This window comes from Nocardioides sp. 31GB23 (assembly GCF_040012395.1).
Lineage (GTDB): Bacteria > Actinomycetota > Actinomycetes > Propionibacteriales > Nocardioidaceae > Nocardioides > Nocardioides salarius.
Genome location: NZ_JBDYKJ010000006.1, coordinates 41,465 through 65,399, shown reverse-complemented (window position 1 = coordinate 65,399; position 23,935 = coordinate 41,465). Strand labels below are relative to the sequence as shown.

General features: G+C 73.7%; 13 protein-coding genes. 5 read left to right on the top strand and 8 right to left on the bottom strand.

Annotated features, from left to right (window positions below; translation table 11 throughout):
• Nucleotides 1-2 precede the first annotated feature (2 nt).
• Nucleotides 3-1,424 (bottom strand): FAD-binding oxidoreductase, encoded by a 1,422-nt coding sequence (locus ABKW28_RS03135; protein ID WP_348606291.1) that lies wholly within the window; start codon nucleotides 1,422-1,424, stop codon nucleotides 3-5.
• Nucleotides 1,425-1,478: 54 nt separating this feature from the next.
• Nucleotides 1,479-4,604: an AAA family ATPase gene (locus tag ABKW28_RS03130; RefSeq protein WP_348606289.1), complete on the bottom strand. Its 3,126-nt coding sequence runs from the start codon at nucleotides 4,602-4,604 to the stop codon at nucleotides 1,479-1,481.
• A gap of 91 nt (nucleotides 4,605-4,695) precedes the next feature.
• On the opposite strand from ABKW28_RS03130, the gene ABKW28_RS03125 reads away from it, so the two are divergent.
• The 4 genes from ABKW28_RS03125 (at nucleotide 4,696) to ABKW28_RS03110 (ending at nucleotide 8,773) form a co-directional block, all read left to right on the top strand.
• A complete protein-coding gene (locus ABKW28_RS03125; protein WP_193667465.1) occupies nucleotides 4,696-5,667 on the top strand; it encodes a tetratricopeptide repeat protein in 972 nt (323 codons plus the stop codon).
• Nucleotides 5,668-5,671: 4 nt separating this feature from the next.
• On the top strand, nucleotides 5,672-6,430 hold the full coding sequence (locus ABKW28_RS03120) for an EI24 domain-containing protein (RefSeq protein WP_348606287.1): 759 nt from the start codon (nucleotides 5,672-5,674) through the stop codon (nucleotides 6,428-6,430).
• Nucleotides 6,431-6,504: 74 nt separating this feature from the next.
• Nucleotides 6,505-7,677, top strand: coding sequence for an ATP-grasp domain-containing protein (locus ABKW28_RS03115; protein ID WP_348606285.1), 1,173 nt, complete (start codon nucleotides 6,505-6,507; stop codon nucleotides 7,675-7,677).
• Nucleotides 7,670-8,773 carry a GNAT family N-acetyltransferase gene (locus ABKW28_RS03110; RefSeq protein ID WP_348606283.1) on the top strand — a complete coding sequence of 368 codons (1,104 nt, stop codon included), beginning with the start codon at nucleotides 7,670-7,672 and terminating at the stop codon, nucleotides 8,771-8,773. Before ABKW28_RS03115 ends, ABKW28_RS03110 begins: the two co-directional genes overlap by 8 nt.
• Nucleotides 8,774-8,898: 125 nt before the next feature.
• Here the strand turns inward: ABKW28_RS03110 and ABKW28_RS03105 are convergent, their stop codons facing one another.
• The 6 genes from ABKW28_RS03105 to ABKW28_RS03080 all read right to left on the bottom strand — a co-directional run bounded on the left by ABKW28_RS03105 (nucleotide 8,899) and on the right by ABKW28_RS03080 (nucleotide 21,180).
• Nucleotides 8,899-9,831 carry an NUDIX hydrolase gene (locus tag ABKW28_RS03105; RefSeq protein ID WP_348606281.1) on the bottom strand — a complete coding sequence of 311 codons (933 nt, stop codon included), beginning with the start codon at nucleotides 9,829-9,831 and terminating at the stop codon, nucleotides 8,899-8,901.
• A gap of 64 nt (nucleotides 9,832-9,895) precedes the next feature.
• Complete coding sequence (gene glgB, locus ABKW28_RS03100; protein WP_348606279.1) at nucleotides 9,896-12,103, bottom strand: 1,4-alpha-glucan branching protein GlgB; 2,208 nt, start codon at nucleotides 12,101-12,103, stop codon at nucleotides 9,896-9,898.
• Nucleotides 12,100-13,617 carry a hypothetical protein gene (locus ABKW28_RS03095; protein ID WP_348606277.1) on the bottom strand — a complete coding sequence of 506 codons (1,518 nt, stop codon included), beginning with the start codon at nucleotides 13,615-13,617 and terminating at the stop codon, nucleotides 12,100-12,102. Before ABKW28_RS03095 ends, glgB begins: the two co-directional genes overlap by 4 nt.
• Nucleotides 13,614-15,419, bottom strand: a complete 1,806-nt coding sequence (treS, locus tag ABKW28_RS03090; RefSeq protein WP_348606275.1) for a maltose alpha-D-glucosyltransferase — start codon at nucleotides 15,417-15,419, stop codon at nucleotides 13,614-13,616. The genes ABKW28_RS03095 and treS overlap by 4 nt, the downstream gene beginning before the upstream one ends.
• Nucleotides 15,416-17,401, bottom strand: a complete 1,986-nt coding sequence (locus tag ABKW28_RS03085; RefSeq protein ID WP_348606274.1) for an alpha-1,4-glucan--maltose-1-phosphate maltosyltransferase — start codon at nucleotides 17,399-17,401, stop codon at nucleotides 15,416-15,418. Before ABKW28_RS03085 ends, treS begins: the two co-directional genes overlap by 4 nt.
• A 317-nt stretch (nucleotides 17,402-17,718) precedes the next feature.
• A complete protein-coding gene (locus ABKW28_RS03080) occupies nucleotides 17,719-21,180 on the bottom strand; it encodes a M36 family metallopeptidase (protein ID WP_348606272.1) in 3,462 nt (1,153 codons plus the stop codon).
• A gap of 143 nt (nucleotides 21,181-21,323) precedes the next feature.
• On the opposite strand from ABKW28_RS03080, the gene glgP reads away from it, so the two are divergent.
• Nucleotides 21,324-23,927: an alpha-glucan family phosphorylase gene (gene glgP, locus ABKW28_RS03075; protein ID WP_348606270.1), complete on the top strand. Its 2,604-nt coding sequence runs from the start codon at nucleotides 21,324-21,326 to the stop codon at nucleotides 23,925-23,927.
• The last annotated feature ends 8 nt before the right edge of the window (nucleotides 23,928-23,935 follow it).

The window sequence follows — 23,935 nt, the reverse complement described above, 5'->3', positions numbered from 1 at the left end:
GCTCAGGCGGGCCGGATGTTCTGGTTGACGTGGAAGAAGTTGGTCGGGTCGTAGGCCGTCTTGACCTGGACCAGGCGGGCGTAGTTGCCGCGGTAGGCGGCCCGCACCCGGTCCTCGCCCTCGTCCATCATGAAGTTGACGTAGGCGCCCCCGGCGGAGGTCGGGTGCAGCTCGGACCAGTAGCCCTTGGCCCACTCGGTCATCGCCGGGTTGTCGGCGGGGTCGGGGCTGACGCCGACCATCACCCCGGCCCAGCCGCCCGAGCGGTAGGCGAAGGCCGTGGCGTCCTGCGCCACCCGCGAGGCGGCGCCGTCGATGGGGTAGAGGTGCATGGTGGAGTGCCCGGTCGGCAGCGCCTCGCCGAACCGGCTGTGCACGTCGACCGCCTCGTCGCTGATGGACTCGTACATGTCCGCCCGCCAGTACCACTGCAGCCCGGCGGGGTAGAGGGCGTTGAAGGCCGACTGCAGCACGTTGAAGGGCATCTCGTGCATGCCCACGACCAGCGGCCGGCCGAAGGAGCGGACCGGGTCGAGCAGCTCGTCGGCGCGGTCGTGCGGACCCGTGTAGCACCAGACGATGCCGCACGCCTTGCGGCCCCACAGCTCCTCAGGGAAGGGGGCGGCGGGCGGGATGGTCAGCACCCCGAACCAGCCGCTGAGCTCCTCGGGCAGCGAGGGCAGCAGCTCGCGGTACCAGCGCAGCACCTCGCTGGTGTCCCCGATTTCGTAGAGGACCGGGCCGCCGATCACCACGCCCCCCTCGCCGACCGGGTGGCAGCGGAACTCGAAGGAGGTGACGACACCGAAGTTGCCCCCGCCCCCGCGCAGCGCCCAGAACAGGTCGGGGTGGTGCTCGGCGTCGGCGGTCACCAGGCGCCCGTCGGCGAGCACCACGTCGGCCGAGAGCAGGTTGTCGACCGTGAGGCCGTAGCGACGGCTCAGGTAGCCGACCCCGCCGCCCAGCGTCAGGCCGCCGACGCCGGTGGAGCTGAGGAACCCCGCGGGGGTGGCCAGGCCGAAGCCCACGGTCGCGTGGTCGACGTCCTGCCAGGTGCAGCCGCCGTCGACGCGCACGGTGGCCGCGGTGGGGTCGACCCGCACCGAGCGCATCAGCGACAGGTCGACGACCAGGGCGTCGTCCCAGACCCCGAGGCCGCCGGCGTTGTGGCCGCCCCCGCGCACGGCGACGTCGAGGCCGTGCTCGCGGGCGAAGCCGACCGCCGCCACCACGTCGACGGTGTCGCGGCAGCGCGCGAGCGCCGCCGGCCGCCGGTCGATCATGCCGTTGTAGACCGCGCGGGCCTCGTCGTAGTCGTCGTCCCCGGGCAGCACGAGCGGGCCGCGCAGCAGCGGTGCCAGCTCCTCCCAGGGCACGGGGCCCGCGGCGTGGGTGCCGGGACTGGTGGGTGCGGTCGTGGTCATGTCAGGGCTCCTGGATCGGTGGTGGGACGAGCCGTTGCCCGTCGCCGACCGACGCTAGGGAGCGGGGCGTTCGGCCAGCGTTCGGCCGGTGTCGAGGTCGTCGCAGCAGCGTCGGAGCAGCGTCACGCTGCCGTGGTCGCGCGCCAGCGCCGCGGCCTGCTCGAGCATCGCCGTCGCCGCCGAGGGGGGCAGCAGGGCGGCCCGGCGGCGCAGCACCTCCGGGAGCCACCAGACGTCGTGGTGGGTGCGCGCACTGACGGTGGCGGCGTCGAGCAGCGCCACCACCCGGACCGGGTCGGTGGTGCGCTGGGCCAGCAGCTCGAGCCAGTACGGCATCCGGGTGAAGGCCCCGGCCCGGCGCAGCCGGGCGACCGCGTGCTCCATCCGGGCCGTCCCGGCGCTGCTGTCGGCGCTCCACCCGGCGAGCACCTCGCCCCAGTCGGCGTAGTAGGCGAAGCCGTGCCGCCGGCTCAGGGCCGCCAGCTCGTCGGTGCAGGCGGTGAGCCGGGCGGCGTCGTCGAGCAGCTGCTGGGTGAGCGCGGCGTAGCCCAGGGCGATGGCCAGGCTGTAAGGGTGGGCGAGGGCCCGGGCCCGCTCGACCGCCTCCTCGGCGTGCCGACGCGCGGTCGCCGGGTCGCCGAGCAGCCAGTGGGCGTGGGCCGACCAGGCGTGGGCGTGCACCGTGGGGTGGCTGCCGATGCTCAGCGACGCCTCGTCGGCGGCGAGGGCGGTGGCGCCGTCGAAGTGCTGCAGGGAGTCCGCCGCGCCGCCCAGGGAGAGCAGCGAGCCGGCGCAGGCGAAGTGGGCCTGCGAGCGCAGCAGGTCGGCCGCCGGGTCGGCGTCGCCGGCGGCCTCGCTCAGGGCCAGGGCGCGCAGGGCGATCGCGTGGGCGCGCGGGATGTCGCCCTGCACGAAGCGGGCCGCCCACAGGCCCACCAGGGCGTCCATGGTGGCGCCCACCAGGCCGGCACGCTCGCCCAGGTCGACCGCCCGGGTCAGCGTCGCGGCGAGCTCGGGGTCGGAGTAGCCCCGCGAGGCGTTGAGCGCGCGCGCCAGCCCCGACAGCGCCTGCAGCTCGCGCCGGTCCCGGCCCGGGCCCGTGGGCAGGTCGGCCAGGAGCCGCAGCGTGCGACGGTGCAGGCGGGCGGCGTCGGCGTGGGCGAAGACGGAGTCGGCCAGCAGGGCAGCACGCTGGTAGAGCTCGCAGGCGCGCTGCGTCGAGCCCGCCCGGGCGTACTGGTCGGCGAGCTGGTCGGCCACCGGGTCGAGGTCGCCGGCGTGCAGCTCCTCGAGGCCGGCGGCGAGCCGGCGGTGCAGGAGCCAGCGCGCCGCCGGCGTCAGCTGCTCGTACGCCGCCTGGCGCAGCAGGTCGTGGGAGAAGTCGTAGCGCTCGCGGTGGACGGAGAGGATGCGCAGCCGCCACAGCTCGTCGACGGCCGAGACCACCGCCTCGGCGGACAGCTCGCACGACGCGCGCAGCAGGTCGAGCGGGAAGTCGCGTCCCACCGCGGAGGCCAGCTCGACGACGGCCCGGCAGTCGGGGCCCAGGTCGTCGAAGCGGCCCCGCAGCAGCGCGGCCAGGTCGGGGGAGGCGGCGTGCAGCCGCGCCAGCCCCGGGTCCCGGCGCACCGCCTCGACCAGGTGGAGCGGGAAGCCCCCGGTGACGTCGTGGAGCAGCCGGGCCTGCTCGTCGCCGGCCTGCGGGCAGAGCTGGCGCAGCAGGTCGGCGCTGGCGGCGGGGGGCAGCGGCCGCAGCGCCAGCTCGCGCAGGGGGGCCACCGCGCGGGCGCGGCGTACCCACCCGTCGAGGGCGCGGTCGGCCGTCGGGTCGCCGCTGCGCGCGGTGAGCACCAGCAGGAGCGGCCAGTGGGGCTCGAGGCTGCGCAGGAACCCCAGCAGGTCGAGGGTCTCCAGGTCGCACCACTGCGCGTTCTCCAGGACCAGCACCACCGCTCGTCCGGGTGGTCGCAGGGCCTCGGCGAGGCCACGGAAGAAGTGGTGGCGACGCCAGGTGTCGACCACGCCGCGGGTGTCGCCCCCGGCGGCCGCGCCCCCGCCGGGCAGCAGCCGGTCGACCTCGTCGCGCCAGCGGGCGGGCAGCGCCTCGAGCCACCGCTCCAGCGCGGGCTCGCCGAGCCACTGCACGACCGGTGCCAGGGGCATCGGGTCGAGACCCGCGTAGCACTGGGCGAGCGCCACGCAGGCGCCGTCGGCGGTGGCACGGTGGGCCAGCTCGGCGACCAGCCGGGTCTTGCCGACCCCGGGCTCGCCACTGACCAGCACGGTGCGCACGCCGCCGCGCTCGACGTCGTCGAGGGCCCGCTCGAGCCAGGCCAGCTCCTGGTCGCGGCCGACCAGGCCCACCGGTCCCACCGGTCCCACCGGCGCCGGCCCCGCCGGCGCCGGGGACCCGGCCGAGCGGGGCACCGTCTGCGGTGTCGACCCCCGGTCCCCGCTCACGAGGGTGTCGCGCAGCTCGCGGGTGGCCGGGTCGGGCGCCACCCCCAGCTGCTCCTCGAGCACGTCGGCGCAGCGGTGGTAGGTGCTCAGCGCCCCGGCCCGGTCGCCCTGCGCGGCCTGCAGGCGCATCAGGTCGCGGTGCGCCGTCTCGTCGAGGGGGTCCAGCGCGACCCGGCGGCGGGCCGCGCGCACGGCCAGGTCCCAGCGCTGCGCGGCCCCCGCGGCCACGGCCAGCGCGCCGCACAGCTCGCGGGCGCCCTCGACCAGGCTCGCGCGCTGGGCGAGCACCCACTCGTCGTACAGGCCCGGCAGCAGGTCGCCGCCGTACGCCGCCAGCGCGAGCTCGCCGTGCTCCAGCAGGGCGCCCGGGCCGTCCGTCGCGTGGACGAGCGCCCGGTCCCGCGCCGTGAGGTGCTCCACGAGGTCGACGACCACGTCACCCTCGCCCGTCCACGTCAGGTCGGTGCCGCTCACCACCACGGCCTCGCCCGCGCCGGGCAGCCGCCGCAGCTGGTGCAGCTCGCGGCGCAGGTTGGTCAGCGACTGCTGCTGGGCCGAGTCGGGCCAGAACGCCTCGGCGATCCGGACCCGGGGCTGGGGGGTGCCCCGGTGCAGCGCCAGGTAGGCGACCAGCGCGATCGAGCGCGCCGAACGGGTGAGCACCTCGCCGGTCGCGTCGTCGACGGCGCTGCGCTCTCCGAGGACCCGCACGCGGAGCATGCCTACGAGACTGCGCCCTCGCGGGCCCCGCGTCGAGACATGGGCCGGACCGGTCCTCGCGACGCGCGCGAGGATCCCTAGCATGGGGGACATGACGCAGCAGCCGTTCTCCCGTCCCGGTGCGATCGACCTCTCCGCGCTGAAGCGCCCTGCCCAGGCGCCCCCGGCCGCCCCCGGAGCGCCCGGTGCGCCCGGCGCGCCCGCCGCCGGTGGTGCCCCGGGAGGCGCCGGCGGCAGCGGCGCCTACGCCGTGCAGGTCGACGAGCAGAACTTCCAGACCACCATCGAGTCGTCGATGACCGCGCCGGTGCTGCTGGCCTTCTACTCACGCACCCAGCTGCCCGAGAGCGGCCAGATGGCCGACGACCTGGCCTCCCTGGCCGACGAGTTCGACGGCCGCTTCCTGGTCGGTCTCGTCGACGTCGACACCTCCCCGCAGATCGCCCAGGCCGTGCAGGTGCAGTCGCTGCCCTACGTCGTGGCCGTCCTCGAGGGCCGCCCCGCGCCGCTGCTGCAGGACGTCGTGCCGCTCGAGGAGCTGCGCGGCGCGCTCACCCAGGTCGTCCAGCAGCTCACCGCGCAGGGGATGACCGGGCGGCACCAGCCGCGGGCGGGTGCCCCGGCGGGTGACGAGGAGGAGACCGAGCAGGTCGACCCGCGCTACGCCGCCGCCCAGGACGCCCTCGGGTCGGGCGACATCGACGCCGCGGTCGCGGAGTACCAGAAGCTCGTCGACGCCAACCCCGCCGACGCCGAGGCCGTCGCCGGCCTGGCGATCGCCAAGGTCATGCAGCGCACCCAGGGCGTCGACCTCCACGCGGCTCGCGCGGCCGCGGCGGCCGACCCCGACGACGTCGAGGCGCAGACGCTCTGCGCCGACCTCGACCTGGCCGGCGGGCACGTCGAGGACGCCTTCAACCGGCTCGTCGACCTGGTGCGGCGCACCAGCGGCGACGACCGCACCAAGGCGCGCGAGCACCTGCTGGGCCTCTTCGCGGCCGTCGGCAACGACGATGAGCGGGTGCTGCGCGGGCGCGGCAACCTCGCCTCCGCGCTCTTCTGAGCCGGTGGGCCTGCTCGCCGGGGCGGCGTACGTCGGCGCCGGCCTGGGCATGTGGCGGCGGCGCCCGCGGCTGATGCTGCTGGGGATCGTGCCGGCGCTGCTGGTGCTGCTCGCGGTCCTGGCGGCCCTGGTGGGGCTGCTGGTCAACCTCGGCGACCTGGTGGCGTGGGCGACCCCGTTCGCCGACGGGTGGGCGGAGGTGCTGCGCGGGCTGCTGCGGCTGGGGCTGGCCCTGCTGGTGGTCGTCGGCTTCCTGGTGCTGACCTCGGTCACCTTCACCGCGGTGACGCTGACGGTCGGCGACCCGTTCTACGAGCGGATCTGGGTCGCCACCGAGACGATGCTGGGCGGGCCGGTCCCCGACGAGGGGTCCTCGGCCTGGCGCTCGCTGGGCGACTCGGCGGTGCTGGTGCTGCTGGGCCTGGTGACGGCGGTGGGCGTCTTCGCGGTCGGGCTGCTGCCGGTCGTCGGTGCCGTCGTCGGCGCCGGCGTCGGCCTCGTGGTCTCCGGGCGGCTGCTGGCCGGTGAGCTGCTCTCGCGGCCGCTGGCGGCCCGGGGGATGGACCGCGCCGCCCGGCGCGAGCTCCTGCGCGCCCACCCCGGCCGGGTGCTGGGCTTCGGGGTCGCCACGCAGGCGTGCTTCCTGGTGCCGCTGGGCGCCGTGGTCGTGATGCCCGCCGCGGTGGTGGGCGCCACGATGCTGGCCCGCGACCTGCTGACCCGGCCCGGATCTCGCGCTGACCCGGCCCGGATCTCGCGCTGACCCGGCCCGTATCTCCACCTGCGCCCCCTGCCCACGGTGGTGGTGGGCGGGCTGCCGGCTGGCAGGATGTCCCGGTGCTCCACTCCTCCGGCCGGGCCTCGGCGACCGGCCAGGCGCCTCGTCGTGCCCTCGTCGTGCACAGCGGCGGGGTGCACGTGCTGGCCGCGGCGCGCTCGCTGCACGCCGCCGGCTGGGAGGTCGGGGTGGCCTCCGCCCACGGTCAGCTGGCCCGGTCCCGGGCCGTGCACCGGGACTTCTCCGTGCCGGCGCCCGAGCACGACCCGGACGCGTTCGTCGCCACCGTCGCGGCGCTGGTGGCCGAGCACGGCTACCACGTGGTCTTCGGTGCCGACGACATCGAGGTGCTCCTGCTCTCGGCCCGTCGCCACGAGATCGGCTGCGTCGTGCCGTACGCCGCACACGCCGACGTGGTGCGCGCCATCGACAAGCTGGCCCTGGTCGAGGCGGCCGGACGCGTCGGGCTGGCCGTGCCGCACACCGAGGTCGCGACGCCCGCCTCGCTGGCGTCGGTCGACGGCCCGGTGGTGGTCAAGGCCCGGCTGCACTGGGACCCCGCCGCCGGCGGCAGCGCCCGGCACCTGATGGCCCGCGTCTGCGCGGGGCGCGACGAGGCCAGGCAGGTCGCCGACCAGATGGCCGCCGCCGGTGGGGGGCCGCTGCTGCAGGAGGTCGTCGACGGGCGGCTCTCGGCCCTCAGCGTCGTGGTCGACCAGCAGGGCCGGCTGCTCGGGGCGGCGCAGCAGTGGAGCCCACGGCTCTCCAGCCGCCTCACCAGCTGCCGCGCCGTCACCGTGCCCGTCGACCCCGAGCTGCTCGACGGGGTGCGCCGGCTGCTCGACGAGATGGGTTGGTGGGGCCTGGCCAACCTGCAGTTCATGTCGGCGCCGGACGGACCGCCTCGGCTGATCGACCTCAACGGCCGCTTCTACGGCAGCCTCGCGCTGGCCGTCGGCAGCGGCGTACCCCTGCCCGACCTGTGGGCGCGCGCGGCGCTCGGCGACGACGTCGCCCCGGTCGCTCCCGGACGGGTGGGAGTGCGGTTCCAGTCGTTCTTCGAGGACGTGTCGCGGGCCCGGCGAGAGCGGCGCGGCGGCCTCCTGCGCGACCTGGCCTCCACCCTGGCGCACGCGCCGGGGGCCGTGCACCCGCACGCCGACCTGCGCGACCCCGGGCCGTTGCTGGCGGCACTGCGCGAGCGGGGCCGGCGCCGGGGGAGCCATGACTGAGCCGGCGCGCCGCCACGCCCGCCTGGTGCCGCTGCGCGAGGTCGACCCGCCGCTGCGCGACGCGTGGGACGCCCTCGCCGCCCGCGCCGTCGAGCCGAACCCGTACGTCGAGGCCGGGCCGGTGCTGGCCGCCGCACGGCACCTGCCCGACGGCGCCGGCGCCGAGCTGCTCGTCGTCGAGCGCGCCGGCCGGCTCGAGCTGGCGCTGCCGCTGCTGCGCTCGCGCGGCTACCGCCGCGTGCCGGTGCCGACCTACCGCGCCTGGGGCCACGACGACTGCTTCCTCGAGACCCCGCTGCTCGACAGCCCCGACCCCGAGGCGACCTGGGCGAGCGCGCTGGGCCGGCTGGCGTCGGGCACGACCGGCTGGCTCTCCTTCGAGCAGCTGCCCGGCGACGGGGTGGTGCGCTCCTCGCTCGATGCGGCGCTCAGCCGCCGTGCCGACGCCGTGGTGCTGGCCTCGACGGAGCGTCCGGTGGTGCACCGCCGCGCGGAGGCGACGTACCTCGACGGTCGGCTGAGCTCCTCGCGGCGCCGCAAGCTCGGTCGCACCCGTCGACGGCTCGAGCGCCAGCTCGGTGCTGAGGTGTCGCTCGTCGACCGCAGCGGCGTGGACCCGCAGGCTGCGCTGGGTCGCTTCCTGGAGCTCGAGGCCGGTGGCTGGAAGGGCGAGGCGGGCACGGCCGTGGCGGCCTCGTCGGCCCGGGGGACGGCGTTCACCGAGACCTTCGTGGAGGCCTGCGCCGCCGGGCGCGCCCAGCTGTGGGAGCTGCGCGGCGGCGAGACGGTCGTCGCCTCGCTGTGCGTGCTGGTCAGAGGCGGCGGTGCCTTCCACGTCAAGACGGCCTTCGACGAGGCCTACTCGTCGAGCTCCCCGGGCCTGCAGCTGGAGGTGGCGGTGCTGGAGGACTTCCACGACGACCCGGCGCTCGGGTGGATCGACTCGGGTGCGGTGGAGGACTCCTCGAGCCCCTCCACGCTGCTCTACCCCGACCGGCGCCGCCTCGACGCCGTGGTCGTCCCGCTGCGCGGGCGCTCCTCGCGCCTTCCCGCCCTGGCCCTGCGCCGCTGGCTGCAGCACCGCGCCCGCCGCTGACCCGGCCCGAACTTCGCACTGACCCGGCGCAAACTTCGCACTGACCCGGCCCGGTTCGTCCAGCGGGAAGTTCGGGCCGGCTCGGCGGGAAGTATGGGCCGGCTCGGCGGGAAGTATGGGCCGGGTCAGGGGTGGCTGCGGCCGCTCTCGGTGTACGCCGCGGCCTCGCCGTCGAGGTTGGCGAGCGCGGCCGCGACCCGTCGGGCGGTGAACTCGGCCGCGTGCTCGTGGACCTCGTCCATGGTGCAGAAGCGGGCGCTGCGGATCTCGCGGGCCTGCTCGACGATCTGCTCGGTGATCGAGGCGTCGTGCTCGCCCCCGTCGAAGACCAGGCAGATGGCGTCGTCCCAGCCGCCCCACGTGGGCAGCCAGTCGGTGAGCAGCAGCCGGCCGGCGGGGATCTCGAGAGCCAGCTCCTCGGTGACCTCGCGGGCCACCGCCAGCTGCGGCGACTCGCCGACCTCGACCACGCCGCCGGGCAGGTCCCAGTCCTGCTTGTAGGTCAGCTGGCACATCAGCACCCGGCCGTCGCGGTCGCGCACCAGCATCTGGCTGATGGCGCGCTTGCGGGGCAGGAAGGAGTTGAGCAGCGCCCGGAACGCCCCGGGGTCGCTCAGCGGCGGGTCGGTGGCCAGTCGTGCCAGCACGACGTACCCCTCGGTCGTGCTCTCGCCCGGCACCACCCGCTCGACGCCCTCGCGGCGCAGCCCCGCCCGGGTCGCGGCGCGCAGGGCGCCCTCGGCGTCGACGGGGATGCGCGACTCGACGCGGGTGGCTCCCAGCCCGCCCTCGTGCTCGGCGGTCAGCGACCAGTCGACCAGCACCCGCAGGGCACGGGTGGCGTAGCCGTGGCCCCGGTGGGCGTCGTCGAGGCCACCCTCGAGCCAGACGGTGGTGGCGTCCTTGCGCACCACGCCGAGGCTGCCGACGGTCTCGTCGTCGACGACGACCGAGAACAGCAGCGCCGCATCGTCGTGGGGCGACATCGGGTGGTCGGCCGGGGCCGCCGGCCGCAGGGTGACCGTGCCGTCGGTGAGTGTGGGGTGCTCGTCGGTCACGCCGCCACCCTAGCCAGCCGCTGCCAGCCCCGCCCCGCGCCCGGCCCCGTGCCCAGCCGCGCGCTCAGGACCGCGCCCGGAACCACACCGTGGCCAGCGGCGGCACCGAGATGTCGGCGTGCGCCGGCTGGCCGGCGTGCTCACCGGCGACCGCGGTCACCGAGCCGTAGTTGCCCACCCCCGAGCCGGTGTAGGTCTCGGCGTCGGTGTTGAGCACCTCGTCCCACTCGCCGGTGGCCGGCAGCGCGAGCCGGTAGCCGTGGTACGGCACGGCGGAGAAGTTCGAGACGCACACCAGGTCGGGCTCGCCCGGGGCGCGGCGCACGAACGAGAAGGTGTTGCGCCCGGCGTCGTTGCCGTCGAGCCACATGAAGCCCTCGGGGGAGCTGTCGCGCGCCCACAGCGCCGCCGAGTCGGCGTACGTGCTGTTGAGGTCGCGCACCAGGCTGTGCACGCCGCGGTGCTCGGGGTGGTCGAGCAGCCACCAGTCGAGCTCGCGGGCCTCGGCCCACTCCGACTCCTGGCCCAGCTCGACGCCCATGAACAGCAGCTGCTTGCCCGGGTGGGCCCACATGAAGCCGAGGTAGGCGCGCAGGTTGGCCAGCTGCTGCCAGCGGTCGCCCGGCATCTTGCGCAGCAGCGAGCCCTTGCCGTGCACGACCTCGTCGTGGCTGATCGGCAGCACGTAGTTCTCGGAGAAGGCGTAGACCAGCGAGAAGGTCATCTCGCCGTGGTGGTAGGAGCGGTGCACCGGGTCGTTGGCCAGGTAGGCCAGCGAGTCGTTCATCCAGCCCATGTTCCACTTGAACCCGAAGCCCAGCCCGTCGTGCTCGGTCGGGCGGGTCACACCCGGCCACGACGTCGACTCCTCGGCGATGGTGACCACGCCGGGCACCCGCCGGTAGACGGTGGCGTTCATCTCCTGCAGGAACTGCACGGCCTCGAGGTTCTCGCGCCCGCCGTGGATGTTGGGGGTCCACTCGCCCTCCTCGCGCGAGTAGTCGAGGTAGAGCATCGAGGCCACGCCGTCGACGCGCAGACCGTCGGCGTGGAACTCCTCGCACCAGTAGATGGCGTTGGCGTAGAGGAAGTTGCGCACCTCGCGGCGCCCGAAGTTGAAGATGTGGCTGCCCCACTCCTTGTGCCAGCCGCGCTGCGGGTTGGGGTCCTCGTAGAGGGGGGTGCCGTCGAAGCGGGCCAGCGCCCACTCGTCGGTGGCGAAGTGGCCGGGCACCCAGTCGAGGATGACGCCGACGCCGGCCTGGTGCAGCCGGTCGACGAGCAGCCGGAAGCCGTCGGGGTCGCCGAAGCGGGCGTCGGGGGCGAAGTACGACGTCACGTGGTAGCCCCACGAGCCGCCGAAGGGGTGCTGCATCACCGGCATCATCTCGACGTGGGTGAAGCCGAGGTCGACGACGTAGGCGACCAGGTCCTCGGCCATCTGCTCCCACGACCACATCGACTGGTCGTAGTTCTTCTTCCACGAGGCCAGGTGCACCTCGTAGACGCTCATCGGCGCCTGCACCGCGGCCTTGTCGGCCCGCGCGGCCATCCACTCCTCGTCGCCCCAGGTGTAGGAGGACTCGAAGACGCGCGAGGCGGTGCTGGCCGGCTTCTCCGCCCAGGAGGCCATCGGGTCGGCCTTGTCGCGCCACTGCCCGTCGGGGCCCAGCACCGCGAACTTGTACGACGTCCCGGTCCCGGCCTCGGGCACGAACAGCTCCCAGACCCCCGAGGTGCCGAGCTGGCGCATCGGGTGCTCGCGCCCGTCCCAGGAGTTGAAGTCGGCCTTGACCCGCACCCCGCGCGCGGAGGGCGCCCACACCGCGAACGAGGTGCCGGAGACGGTCCCGCCGGCTGCGTCGTAGTGGTGCACGTGGGCGCCGAGGACGGTCCACAGCTGCTCGTGGCGGCCCTCGTTGATCAGGTGCAGGTCCATCTCGCCCAGCGTGGGCAGGAACCGGTAGGGGTCGTCGGAGTCCCACGGCTCGCCCTCGTAGCTGACCGACAGCGAGTACGCCGGCACCTCGGCGACCGGCAGCACGCCGACCCACACGCCCTCGTGCTCGTGGTCGAGCGGCGTCTCGCCCCACTCGCCGCACACGGTGACCGAGGAGGCCAGCGGGCGCAGCACGCGCACGGTGACCGCGCCCTGGTGCGGGTGCGGGCCGAGGACGGCGTGCGGGTGGCCGTGCTCGCCGCGCACGAGCTGGTCGAGCTCGGCGCGGTCGACCGGCTTCGGGGTGGTCTGGACGGGCTGCTGCGGGGTCATGGTGCTCCGATCTCGGCGACGGCCTGGAGCGGGATGTCCACCCAGGTCGGCCGGTTGCGGGTCTCGTAGACGGTCTCGTAGACGGCCTTGTCGGCGACGTAGGCGTCGAGCAGGGTCCGCTGCTCGTCGCCGATGTCGCCGTCGGCGTAGGCGTACAGGAAGTGGTTCTTGCTGCGGTTGGCCCACTCGGCGGCCTTGAGGGCGCGGACGTCGGCGCCGTCGGGGTCGTCCTCGGCCCAGGTGCGCTCGACCACGCGCGGGGCGTAGTCGAAGGAGCGCAGCATCCCGGCGACGTCGCGCCAGGGGGAGTCGGGCAGCAGCCGCTCGGCGAGCGGCTTGGCGGGCTCGCCCTCGAAGTCGACGACCTTCCAGCCCAGCGCGGTGCGCAGGGTCTGGCCCAGGTGCAGGTCGCCGTGGATGCGGGTCACCGGCACCTCGCCGAGCTCGCGGACCCGGGCGAAGAGCGCCTCGAGCGACGCGCGGTGCTCCTCGAGGCCCGGCGCGGCCGCAAGGGCAGCGGGCAGCCGCCCGGCCATGGTGTCGGCCAGGTCGGCGCCCCGCACCGTCGCTGTGGGGAAGTGCTCGGCCATCAGCAGGTGCACCTCGCGCAGGGTGCGCCCGAGCCGGGTCGCCTCGCCGGCGAAGTCGCCGCCGGCCTCGGAGGCGTGCAGCTCGGGCTGGCGGAACAGGTCGCGCACGCTGGACAGCGCCAGGTCCCAGCCGTCGGAGGCGGTGCGCAGGAACTGCTGGAGCATCGCCAGCTGCATCACCCCGCCGCCGGTGTCGGCCGGGTCGTCGGCGTCGTGCCGGTCGCCGGCCCGCTGCTCGGGGTCGACCCAGTCGAGCCAGCCGTAGAGCGCGGCCACGTCGGGGGAGCCGACCCGGCTCAGCACCTCGTGGACCTGCACGTCGGGGTTGACCCCCGGCGTGACCTTGCGGAAGACCTTCATCAGGGCGTCCTCGCCGAAGGCCACCGACGAGTTCGACTGCTCGCCCGAGAACAGCGTCGAGTGCGACTCCAGGTCGAGGTCGTGGCCCGGCAGCCGGTGGAAGGCCAGCGAGCTGGCCTCGTCGACCAGGTTGCCGCCCGGCTCACCGCCCGCGCGGTCGAAGGAGCGCAGCCAGCAGGCCATCGCCTCGCGGTCGTGCAGCGCGTCGTAGCCGTGCACCCGCCCGGCACCCGGGTCGTCCCAGGTGGCGACCAGCGCGTGCTCGAGCCGCTGCTGCGGCTCGGGGTAGAGCGCCAGCGGCACCTGGTAGTGCTCGACCTTGTCGTCGGCGTCGTCACCCACGTCGTCGTAGGTCACCTCGGCCAGGCACAGCAGCACCACGGGACCGCCCGGCACCGAGCCGGGCACCGTGCCCACGCGGCGTACGCCGGTGACGGCGAAGGGCCGGCCCTTGCCGCCGAACCAGCGGGTGCGGCCCAGGTAGTCGACGAAGACCTCGGGGTCGGGGGTGCTCGTCGGGGCGTCCATCGGGGCGTCCATCGGGTCGGTCGTCTGGTCGTTCACAGCAGCTGGCCCTCCTCGTGGTGCTCGGGCGTGGTCAGCCGGAACCAGTAGAAGCCGTAGCCGGCCAGGGTGAGCAGGTAGGGCAGCTCGCCGATCTCGGGGAACGGCACGCCGCCGATGATCTCGATCGGGCGCCGGCCCTCGAAGCGCCGCAGGTCGAGCTCGACCGGCTGCGGGAACCGCGAGAGGTTGTTGACGCAGAGGATGACGTCCTCGTGGCCGTCCTCGTCGGTGTGGGTGCGTACGTAGGAGAGCACCGTGGAGTTCGAGCCGCCGAGGTCGTGGAACTCCCCGAGCCCGAACGCCGGGTGGTGGCGGCGGGCCTGCAGCATCCGGCGGGTCCAGTGCAGCAGCGAGGAGGGGTTCTCCATCTGCGCCTCGACGTTGACCGACTCGTAGCCGTAGATCGCGTCCTGGACCACCGGCAGGTCGAGCCGGCCGGGGTTGGCCGAGGAGAAGCCCGCGTTGCGGTCGGAGGTCCACTGCATCGGGGTGCGGACCCCGTCGCGGTCGCCCAGCCAGATGTTGTCGCCCATCCCGATCTCGTCGCCGTAGTAGAGGACGGGGGAGCCGGGCAGGCTCAGCAGCAGCGCGTTGAACAGCTCGATCTGGTTGGTGTCGTTGTCGAGCAGCGGGGCCAGGCGCCGGCGGATGCCGATGTTGGCCTTCATCCGCGGGTCCTTGGCGTACTCCGACCACATGTAGTCGCGGTCCTCGTCGGTGACCATCTCGAGCGTCAGCTCGTCGTGGTTGCGCAGGAAGATGCCCCACTGGCAGTTGTGCGGGATCGCCGGGGTCTGCTCGAGGATCTCCGAGATCGGGTAGCGCGACTCGCGGCGCACCGCCATGAAGATGCGCGGCATGACCGGGAAGTGGAAGGCCATGTGGCACTCGTCGCCGCCGGACTCGAAGTCGCCGAAGTACTCCACGACGTCCTGCGGCCACTGGTTGGCCTCGCAGAGCAGCACCCGCCCGGGGTACTCCTCGTCGACGATGCGGCGCACCTTCCTGAGGAAGTCGTGGGTCTCGGGCAGGTTCTCGCCGTCGGTGCCGGGGCGCTCGTAGAGGTAGGGCACCGCGTCGAGCCGGAAGCCGTCGAGGCCCATGTCGAGCCAGACCTTCATCGCCTCGATCATCGCGTCGTGCACAGCGGGGTTGTCGAAGTTCAGGTCGGGCTGGTGGTGGAAGAACCGGTGCCAGTAGTACTGCTGGCGCACCGGGTCCCAGGTCCAGTTCGACGGCTCGGTGTCGACGAAGATGATCCGCGCGTCCTGGTAGAGCTCGTCGGTGTCGGACCAGACGTAGAAGTCGCCGTACGGGCCGTCGGGGTCGGAGCGGCTGGCCTGGAACCACGGGTGCTGGTCGCTGGTGTGGTTCATGACGAAGTCGATGATCACGCGGATGCCGCGGTCGTGGGCGGCGTCGAGGAAGTAGTGGAAGTCCTCCATCGTGCCGATGGCCGGGAGCACCCCGGTGTAGTCGGCCACGTCGTACCCGCCGTCGCGCAGCGGGCTGGGGAAGAACGGCGGCACCCACAGGCAGTCGACGCCGAGCCACTCCAGGTAGTCGAGCTTCTCGACCAGGCCCTTGAAGTCGCCGGTGCCGTCGCCGTTGGAGTCGCGGAAGGAGCGGACCAGGACCTCGTAGAAGACCGCCGACTTGAACCAGTCGGGCGTCGCGTGGGCGGCGTGGTCCGCGTCGACGCCGGAGTCGGTGTGGCCGTCGACGACCGGGTCGTCGCCCAGGGGCGGCCCGTCGAGGTGGGTGACCTGGGCGCCCTGGCCGGGCTGGGCGTCGTTCACGCGGTCCTCCTGACGCTCAGCACGTGAGCGGGTTCGTGGTGGGGGTCGAGTCGTACGTAGTTGTGCTGGCTCCAGCTCCAGGCCTCGCCGGAGATCTCGTCGTGGACGACGTAGGAGTCGCCCCAGTCCATGCCCAGGCTGGGCAGGTCGATGTGCACGGTGGTCTCACGGGTGGCGTGCGGGTCGAGGTTGACCACGACGATCACAGTGTCGCTGCTGGGGTCGCCGGCCACCGCCTGCTTGCTGAAGACCAGCACGTTCTCGTCGTCGCTGTGGTGGACCACCACGGTGCGCAGCAGCTGCAGCGCGCGGTGCTGGCGGCGCAGGTGGTTGAGCCGGGTCAGGTACGGCGCGAGGGTGCGGCCCTCAGCCTCGGCGCCCTCCCAGTCGCGCACCCGGACCTGGTACTTCTCCGAGTCCAGGTACTCCTCGCTGCCCGGCTTGACCGCCACGTGCTCGAACAGCTCGTAGCCGGCGTACACGCCCCAGGTGGGCGAGCCGGTGGCCGCCAGGACCGCGCGGATCTTGAACGCCGCGGGGCCGCCGTACTGCAGGTAGGAGTGCAGGATGTCGGGGGTGTTGACGAAGAAGTTGGGTCGCATCATGTGGTCGGTCTCGGTGGCGAGCTCGGTGAGGTACTCCTCGAGCTCCCACTTGGCCGTGCGCCACGTGAAGTAGGTGTAGCTCTGGTGGTAGCCGACCGCGCCGAGGCCGCGCATCATCGCCGGGCGGGTGAAGGCCTCGGCCAGGAAGATCACGTCGGGATCGGTGCGGCGCACCTCCTCGAGCAGCCACTCCCAGAACGCCACCGGCTTGGTGTGCGGGTTGTCGACCCGGAAGATCCGCACGCCGTGCGACATCCACAGCCGCACGATGCGCAGCACCTCGCGGCGGATGCCCTCGGGGTCGTTGTCGAAGTTGATCGGGTAGATGTCCTGGTACTTCTTCGGCGGGTTCTCGGCGTAGGCGATCGAGCCGTCGGCGCGGGTGGTGAAGAAGTCGGGGTGCTCGGTGACCCACGGGTGGTCGGGCGCGGCCTGCAGGGCCAGGTCGAGCGCGACCTCCAGGCCCAGCTCGCCGGCGCGCGCGACGAACGCGTCGAAGTCGTCGAAGTCGCCCAGGTCGGGGTGGATGGCGTCGTGGCCGCCGTCCTTCGACCCGATCGCCCACGGGGAGCCGGTGTCGTCGGGGCCGGGGGTCAGGGTGTTGTTGGGGCCCTTGCGGTTGACCTCGCCGATCGGGTGGATCGGCGGCAGGTAGATGACGTCGAAGCCCATCTCGGCCACCGCGTCGAGCCGCTTCGCGGCGGTGCGCAGGGTGCCGCTGGTGACCTTGCCGGTGGCCTCGTCGCGGGTCGCGCCCTCCGAGCGCGGGAAGAACTCGTACCAGCTGCCGAAGAGCGCGCGCTCGCGGTCGGCGTACGCCGGGAACGGGCCCTCGACGCTGACCAGCTCGCGGATCGGGTGGGCGTGCAGCACCTCGAGCAGCGCGGGGTCCTGCAGCGCCGCCAGCCGGGCCTCGGCGGGACGCTCGGTGTCCTGCGCAGCGGTGATCGCGGGTCGCAGCACCTCGCGACCGGGGTCGGTGGCCGGCAGGTCGGCCAGCACCCGCTCGAGCAGCAGCCGGCCCTCGGTGAACATCAGCTCCACGTCGACCCCGGCGGGGATCTTCAGCCCCGCGTCGTGCTGCCAGGTGGCCAACGGGTCCGACCAGGCCTGCACCTCGAAGGTCCAGGCGCCCTCGGCGTCGGGGGTCACCCAGGCGCGGTAGCGGTCGGGAGGGTCCGGGAGCTTCTCCATCCGCACCGGCGCGGCGCGTCGGCCGTCGGGCCCGGTCAGCACCACCTCGGCCGACAGCTTGTCGTGGCCCTCGCGGAACACGGTGGCGGCGACGGGAAAGGGTTCACCGACGGTCGCCTTCGCCGGCTGGCGACCGAGGTCGACCAGCGGGCTGACGTCCATGACAGGGATGCGTCCGACCATGGGCTCCACCCTTCCGGCCAGCGCCCCCACCTGCAAGCCGCCACCAGGGTGAGAGGCCTCCGCCCCTCGTTGGTCGAGCAGTGACGAGCGCCAGCGAGGAGCGTCGCTGAGACCCGGTGAGGGCCGCGCTCGCCGTACGCCGGGGAGAGGTCATCAACCTCCGTTGGTCGAGCAGTGAGGAGCGCCAGCGACGAGCGTCGCCGAGACCCGGTGAGCTGCCCACTCGTCGTACGCCGGGTGGTTGCGGGGTCTCGGCGTCGCCCGAGCCTTCGGCCCTCGCTGCTCGACCAACGGCGGTGGTGCGTGGTGCGGGTGGGTCAGCGGGCGTAGACCTGCAGCTCGGAGGCGTGCACGATCGTGCCGCGGTCGGAGGCCGTGGCGCAGTCGGTGTCGTTGAGCGGGTCGTTGTCCTGCTCACCGGCGTAGCCCGGGGTGCCGGTGCACTGGTTCTCCAGGGTCACCAGGCGCACCGCGGCGGCGCGGCTGGCCGGCACCTTGAAGGAGCGCAGCGTCTGGTCGGGCGCGACGGGGCGGGGACGACCGGCCGGGAAGGCGTTGGCCTTCGAGGTGAAGATCCGCTTCCACGACGCCTTGGCCGAGTCGCAGCCGCTGGTGCAGACCTCGATGGCGAAGCGGCGCAGCGCGGTGAAGCGCGAGCCGGAGGCCGGGTCCTCGTCGGTGGCGAGCGGGATCGTCTCGTCCGTGGCGGGGGCGGGGGTCAGCAGCGCGCTGACCTGCACCCGACGGATCGTGTGCGTGCCCTTGGCCAGGTCGACGGAGACGAACGGCTTCGACTCGTCGACGTTGGTCTCGGTGACCGCGCCCCAGTTGGTCGCCTCCTTGCCGTCGATGAGGTGGGCGGTGTTGAGCGAGCCCTCGGTCGCGTCGATGACCGTCGCGCCGTTGGCGGCCGCGGCCAGGTTCTTCTGCTTGGTCAGGCGCACCGTCCTGCTCTGGCCGGCCTTGACGCGCAGGGTGAACCGCTTGAAGCCGCCCTTGCCGGAGGTGTAGAGCATCCGGTACCTGCCGGGGACCATCTGGACGGTGGCGTCGAGCTTCGTCTTCGGCGAGGTGTCGGCCACGGGGGTCACCCGGGCCTGGTAGTCGCCCACGTAGATCTTGCCGGCGCCGCGCGAGGCCTTGAAGGTGACCTTGCCGTTGCGCTGCTTGGGGGAGGCGAAGCCGCCCTTGACGTGCTCGGAGTCGGCGTCGGGGGTGGAGGCGTCCTTGCCCATGCCGCGCTGTGCGAAGGCCTTCCACATCAGCTTGACGTCCTCGCCGCCGAAGCGCATCCGGTCGGCGGCGAGCATCGCGTCGCGGGCGTCGAGCATCGAGGTGGCGCCCTGCTGGAGCAGGAAGGCGTCGAACATCAGCTGCACCCAGCGGCGGTTGCCGGGGCAGACCTGCGGGGCCAGCGGGCTGGCGTCGTCGGTGGCCTGGGCGCACCGCAGCTGCAGGCCCTCGTCGGCGTACGGGAACCGGCGGTCGTGCTTCTTGACCAGCGCCTGTCGCACCGACCACTGGGTGCCGCTCCAGATCTCGCCGTCGGCGTGCACCTGCTGGCCGGTCGTGTCGAAGCCGACGTTGCTGAAGTTCAGCGGGTTGCGGTTGATGGCGTAGTCGCGGATGGCGGTGCGCTTGTTGCCGGTGGCGTAGACGCCGACGGCCCAGATGTTGCCGCCGTTGTCGTAGCCGTGGCTGAACTGGTACTCCGCGGCGACCAGGTCGCCCCACGACTCGCCCATCGCGCCGCCCTGGGCGGAGGTCAGGCCCTCGTCGGGCCCGGCGACCATCCGGTTGCTGATGGCGTGGGTGTACTCGTGTCCCACGATGCCCATGTCGAGCCCGCCGTCGGTGCACGGGGCGTAGAAGGCGCCGGCGATCGGCTGGAAGAGGTACTGGTTGGTGATGCCCGGCACGCCGTCCTGCAGGGTGATCTGGTTGGCGTTGTCACGACCCAGGTACGTGGGCTGGCCGCCGCTGAGGGCGCCGGCCTGCACGTTGCCGACCTCCTGGTCGCCCTCGACCCCGCCGCGCCCGAAGTTCTCGAGCTGCAGGTTGTAGTTCGACTCGGTGAAGCCCAGGTAGTAGCTGTAGTCGTGCATCCGGTTGTGGGAGACGAAGAGGTTCTGCGTCGAGAACTCGATGTCGTTGCCGCCGGGGACCAGCTGCGCCGGGTCGCACTTGGAGTTGTTCCACGCGTCGGTGAACTCGCCCGTGTACTCCCGGGTGGGGGAGACCGGGGCCTGGAACAGCCCGCCGGGGGTCAGGGGGCTGGCCCACGCCTCGTGGGTGTTGGCGTTGTTGCCGACCGTGGTCGCGGTGGTGGCGCCGGTGGCGTCCAGCGCGTCCCAGGGGTAGGTCGAGGCGACGTTCTTGAACGGGCCGGAGGGCAGCGTGCAGCCGGGCCCGGCGACCCAGCAGCCGATCACCGAGTTCCTGGGGGTCGACTCGTCGTCGACCGAGCTCATCGACGGGTTCGCGGTGAAGTAGCGCCACCTCGGCGAGAACAGCTCGCCGCCGGTGGAGGGCGCGCCCTGGTCGCTGGTCGTCAGCAGCAGCGAGTAGGTGCCGCTCACCGCGGAGGCGGAGTCGAAGGGGCAGACCTGGACGCCGTAGATGCCGGCTGCCAGATCGTCCGAGGAGTACGTCGCCAGCTCGGGGCTGGTGAGCAGGTCCTGGGTCAGGAGCAGCTCCTTGCCGGGACCGAAGATCTTGACGGTGATGTCGTCGGCCGGCGTGCTCAGGCCCAGCGCGTTGATGGTGCGGGTCTTGTCGTCGGCCAGCTCGAAGTCGTGCACGGGCCCGCACTGGTCGCCGGTGAAGGCGCCGGTGAAGACGTCGTTGACCTGGTCGTGCTCGACCTTGTTCTCGCGGTGCAACACCTCGCCGCTCACCGCGTCGACCAGCAGCGTGTAGGCGAAGGCCTCCCCGGCGCCGCTGTCGACCACGTTGGCCTCCAGGACCGGGCGCACCGAGCCGTCGGCCTTGGCCAACGCCCGCAGGCGGACCTGCTGGGGCTGGGCGAAGCCCGGCACCGTGAGCATTGTCCAGTCGTCGGTGACGCTGCTGACGATGTCGCCCACCGTGCCGGCGCCCAGGTCGCGACCGACGTTGCGGGCCGCGGCCAGCCAGCCCTGCAGCGGGCTCAGCGTGGCCGACGAGGCGTCGAGGTCGGCCTCGGCGCGCACCAGCGAGGAGGAGACGTAGGCGATCTCGCCGCGGGCGACGCCCACGGTGACCATCGAGCCCAGGGCGGGGGTCAGGTCGCCGAAGCGCTGGCGCAGCAGCACGGCGTACCCGGGGTGCGGGGCGCCGTCGTAGGCGGCGAGCTCCTGGGCGTTGACCAGCTCGAGGCCCCGCATCTGCGAGGCGTCGAGCCCGAAGACCGCGGCGTTGGCCTCGAGCCAGGCGCGGGCGGACTTCTCGGCGTTCGCGGCGCCGGCGCCGGGGAAGGCCGCCTTCGCGAGCACGCCGCCGGTCGGCAGGATCGAGGCGGGGGTGCCGAAGTCGTTCCAGCGCAGGCTGATCGCGCCCAGGTCCTCGGCGACCCGGCGCTGGGCCAGGCTCGGCAGCACGCTGCCGCGCGCATCGAGGTCGGAGAGGCCGGGCACCGAGTCGGCGAGCGTGGTGACGTCGTCGGCGCCGAGGGGCGCGGGAGCGGCGGCGGTGCTGGTGGCGAGGGCGGGGAGCTGCGCGAGGCCGGGGACCAGGGTGGCGGTCACCAGGGCCAGCGCCGCCGTCCTGCGGCGGCGGCTGCGCACGGGGTCAAGGGTCATGGCCTCTCAACGGCGGGCGCCGTGAGCGGTTATGCGCCCGGCCGCCGAAACGGCCTAAAACCTGACTATGTGACAGGTTCGTGACCTCAAAGAAATCTTCTGAAGCCTTTTGGATCGTTCCACACAGCCGCTAGCGTCAGCGGGTGCGCGCCATCCGACGATTCACCGTCCGCCCTGTCCTCCCCGCCCGCCTGGGCGCCCTCAGCGAGCTCGCGGGCAACCTGCGCTGGTCGTGGCACCCCCCGACCCAGGACGTCTTCGCCACCGTCGACGCCGCGCTGTGGGAGTCCACCGGCCACGACCCGGTGCGGCTGCTGGCCTCCGTGGGTGCCGACCGGCTCGAGGAGCTGGCCGCCGACGAGGCGTTCGTGGCCCGGCTCGACGCCGCCCGCGCCGACCTGGCGGCCTACGTCGAGGGGGAGCGGTGGTACCAGCAGCGCACCGCCGCCGGCACCCTCGCCGGCCCGGCCGGCGGCGCCGCCCCGCGCGCCATCGGCTACTTCTCGCCCGAGTTCGGCATCACCGCGGTGCTGCCGCAGTACTCCGGCGGCCTGGGCATCCTGGCCGGCGACCACCTCAAGGCCGCCAGCGACCTGGGCGTGCCGATCATCGGCGTCGGGCTGCTCTACCGCCACGGCTACTTCCGCCAGTCGCTCTCGCGCGAGGGCTGGCAGCAGGAGACCTACCCCGTCCTGGACCCCGACGAGCTGCCGATCTCGCTGCTGCGCGAGGAGAACGGCACGCCGGCCACGATCGCCATCGCGATGCCGGGCGGGCCCGACCTGGTCGCCCGCATCTGGGTCGCCTCGGTCGGGCGGGTGCCGCTGCTGATGCTCGACACCGAGGTCGAGGGCAACCCCGAGCACTACGTCGACGTCACCGACCGCCTGTACGGCGGCACCTCCGAGCACCGTCTGCGCCAGGAGCTGCTGCTCGGCGTCGGTGGCGTGCGCGCGCTGCGGGTCTTCTCGCGCCTGACCGGCCACCCCGAGCCCGAGGTCTTCCACACCAACGAGGGCCACGCGGGCTTCCTGGGCCTGGAGCGCATCCGCGAGCTGACCGCGGCCGCCGACGGCCCCGGTCTCGACTTCGACACCGCGCTCGAGATCGGGCGCGCCTCGACCGTCTTCACCACCCACACCCCGGTGCCCGCGGGCATCGACCGCTTCGAGCGCACCCTGGTCGAGCAGTACTTCAGCGAGGGCGGCGCGACCCCGGGAGTCCCCCTGGAGCGCATCCTGGCGCTCGGCGCCGAGGACTACGACGGTGGCGACGGCGCGGTCTTCAACATGGCGGTGATGGGCTTCCGCCTGGCCCAGCGCGCCAACGGCGTCTCCGAGCTGCACGGCCACGTCTCCCGCGGGATGTTCCGCGGCCTGTGGCCGGCCTTCGACGAGGCCGAGGTGCCGATCACCTCGATCACCAACGGCGTGCACGCCCCGACCTGGGTGGCCCGCGAGGTCTTCGGCCTGGCCGAGGGCGTCGACCCGGACTCCGACGACGCCGGCGCGTTCCTGGCCGCCGCCGACGAGGTCGACGCCGGCCGGATCTGGGCGGTCAAGCGCGAGCTGCGCCAGCGCCTGGTCGACGACGCCCGCGCCCGCCTGTCCCGCTCGTGGGTCGAGCGGGGCGCCGCGCCCGCCGAGCTCGGCTGGATCGACTCCGCGCTCGACCCCGACGTGCTGACCATCGGCTTCGCGCGGCGGGTGCCGTCGTACAAGCGGCTGACGCTGATGCTGCGCGACCCCGCCCGCCTCAAGCGGCTGCTGCTCGACCCCGAGCGGCCCGTGCAGCTGGTGATCGCCGGCAAGTCCCACCCCGCCGACGACGGCGGCAAGCGGCTGATCCAGGAGATGGTGCGCTTCGCCGACGACCCCGAGGTGCGCCACCGGATCGTCTTCCTGCCCAACTACGACATCGCGATGGCACAGCCGCTCTACCCGGGCTGCGACGTGTGGCTCAACAACCCGCTGCGCCCCTACGAGGCGTGCGGCACCTCGGGCATGAAGGCGGCCCTCAACGGCGGGCTCAACCTCTCCATCCTCGACGGCTGGTGGGACGAGTGGTACGACGGCGGCAACGGCTGGGCGATCCCCTCGGCCGACGGGCTCGACGACCCCGACCGCCGCGACGACCTCGAGGCCACCGCGCTCTACGACCTCCTCGAGAACCAGGTCGCCCCGCGCTTCTACGACGTCGACGACGCCGGCGTGCCGACCGGGTGGGTCGAGATGCTGCGCCACACGCTGCGCTCGCTGGGGCCCAAGGTGCTGGCGACCCGGATGGTGCGCGACTACGTGCGCGAGCTCTACGCCCCGGCCACCGGCCACGCCCGCGAGCTCAACAGCGACTACGCGGGCGCCGTCGACCTGGCCGCCTGGAAGCGCCGGGTGCTGGGGGCGTGGCCCGCGGTGCGCGTCGAGCACGTCGAGAGCAGCGGGGTGGGCGACTCGCCGGAGGTCGGCGCGGTGCTCTCGACCCGGGCGTTCGTGTCGCTGGGCGAGCTGGACCCCGCCGACGTGACGGTGCAGCTGGTGCACGGCCGCGCCGACGCCGAGGACGCCATCATCGACTCCCACCGGGCCGAGCTGGTGCTCGCCGAGACCTACGGCGGCGGCCGGTTCCGCTTCGACGGCGACGTGGCGCTGAGCCACGCCGGCGCGTTCGGCTACACGGTGCGGGTGCTGCCGCAGCACCCGCTGCTGGCCTCCGACGCCGAGCTCGGGGTCGTCGCGCTGCCCGTGTGAGGGTGCCG

Coding starts and splice junctions, on each gene's coding strand:
- glgB (WP_348606279.1), bottom strand. CDS start 12,103: ATGACCCCGCAGCAGCCCGTCCAGACCACCCCGAAGCCGGTCGACCGC.
- ABKW28_RS03125 (WP_193667465.1), top strand. CDS start 4,696: ATGACGCAGCAGCCGTTCTCCCGTCCCGGTGCGATCGACCTCTCCGCG.
- ABKW28_RS03080 (WP_348606272.1), bottom strand. CDS start 21,180: ATGACCCTTGACCCCGTGCGCAGCCGCCGCCGCAGGACGGCGGCGCTG.
- ABKW28_RS03135 (WP_348606291.1), bottom strand. CDS start 1,424: ATGACCACGACCGCACCCACCAGTCCCGGCACCCACGCCGCGGGCCCC.
- ABKW28_RS03085 (WP_348606274.1), bottom strand. CDS start 17,401: ATGGTCGGACGCATCCCTGTCATGGACGTCAGCCCGCTGGTCGACCTC.
- ABKW28_RS03130 (WP_348606289.1), bottom strand. CDS start 4,604: ATGCTCCGCGTGCGGGTCCTCGGAGAGCGCAGCGCCGTCGACGACGCG.
- ABKW28_RS03110 (WP_348606283.1), top strand. CDS start 7,670: ATGACTGAGCCGGCGCGCCGCCACGCCCGCCTGGTGCCGCTGCGCGAG.